This window comes from Acinetobacter sp. FY683, from assembly GCF_059515885.1.
On sequence record NZ_JCAKNA010000059.1, the window covers coordinates 1 to 1,261 of the forward strand.

Annotated in this window: 3 protein-coding genes; 1 reads left to right on the forward strand and 2 read right to left on the reverse strand. The window is 34.9% G+C overall.

The features are described from left to right. Window positions 1-218, reverse strand: a 218-nt coding sequence (locus AC5YDH_RS14815; protein ID WP_496120583.1) for a transposase, incomplete at its 3' end; no start/stop codon positions are given. 112 nt (window positions 219-330) lie between these two features. Here AC5YDH_RS14815 and AC5YDH_RS14820 point away from each other — a divergent pair. Continuing rightward, entirely contained in the window at window positions 331-684 is a 354-nt protein-coding gene (locus tag AC5YDH_RS14820; protein WP_496120584.1) for a hypothetical protein, read from the forward strand. A 279-nt stretch (window positions 685-963) separates the two neighbouring features. Here the strand turns inward: AC5YDH_RS14820 and AC5YDH_RS14825 are convergent. Beyond that, the coding region (locus AC5YDH_RS14825; RefSeq protein WP_279043810.1) for a transposase at window positions 964-1,261 on the reverse strand (298 nt) is incomplete at its 5' end.

Genomic DNA, 1,261 nt, shown 5'->3' on the forward strand with positions numbered 1-1,261 from the left:
ACCATACGTAAAGACAGACGGAATAAGGATTTAATCATTAAGCAGCATTGGATGGCTGCGTCGGAGTAGGTTTGATTTCGCCCTTGTTTGCCTTTTGATGGCGCATACCATTGCGTAGCAGGATCAAACCAAATGGCAATATTTCCGCGACTCATGAGTGCTCGGTTATATGCGGGCCAATTGGTTGTGYGGTAGATTTTGTGTGTAGGCTTCTTCATTTGAAAATTATATCGCTGAAAAACCCTTTACAGATAGGTTTGTGCAACAAAACCCTATCCAGGTGGAAAAAATTCAACAGGTTTTGAATCAGGGATAAATTTAAGCACAAAATTGTCAGAACGTAACGATCGAGTAAATATCAGTTTGATGACATATCTTGACGATGTTCTATATGCAAACCAAGGGGATACGTATATGACATTGGGTTATAACTATCCACTGAATGATAAATGGAATATTGATTTGACGGGAGGTTTTTCATATTTCAATAATGAAGGAGAATATGAAGGTGATTTATTTTTAAATACAAAAAAAGATTTTGTATTTAGACATATAACAGCCAAATTAAACCGTAAGTTAAATGAAAGTACAAACGCATGGATGCAATATATTGTGGGTGGTGAAAATCGTAGTGGTATTGATCAGAAAAATATGGTTGTTGCTGGTGTAAAATATAATTTTTAAGTTTCTATTTAATCCTATTCCAAAAAGAGTAATCTTGATTACTCTTTTTTTTGCATATAATTATATACATTTTTATATTCCAATTTGGGGCGGGTAAAGTAAATAATGTTTTTGATAAATAATCATTAATCATAAAGTCTGGTAACCAAGCTATATATTCATCATTATTTAAGATAAATTCCAAAATATTGTGAGCAATATCTGTTTCATAGCTTATATGATGATTTGGCTTTGTTGCACAAAGATTTGAAATGCAAAGCGCACCTAATTGAGCCAAATTTAAGGCGTAACTTGGGTAAGTGGTCGACCTAATTCCGTAAATCTGTTAAGGACTGCTACACGTGCATGGATCTCATTCACTTGGCTATCAAAACTCCTTGCACTGAGTTTATCTCCTAATAATTTGATGCAATGCATCTTAGTTTCAACCAAACTTCGCCGATGATAGCCTGACCATTTTTTCCATAGTGTCCTGCCTAAACGTTTAATTGTTCGAAGTAATTCATTTCGCTCTAGCGAGCTACTCTTTGTATCTTTCCATGGTTTCGCATTTTTTCTAGGTGGAATCACCGCATGC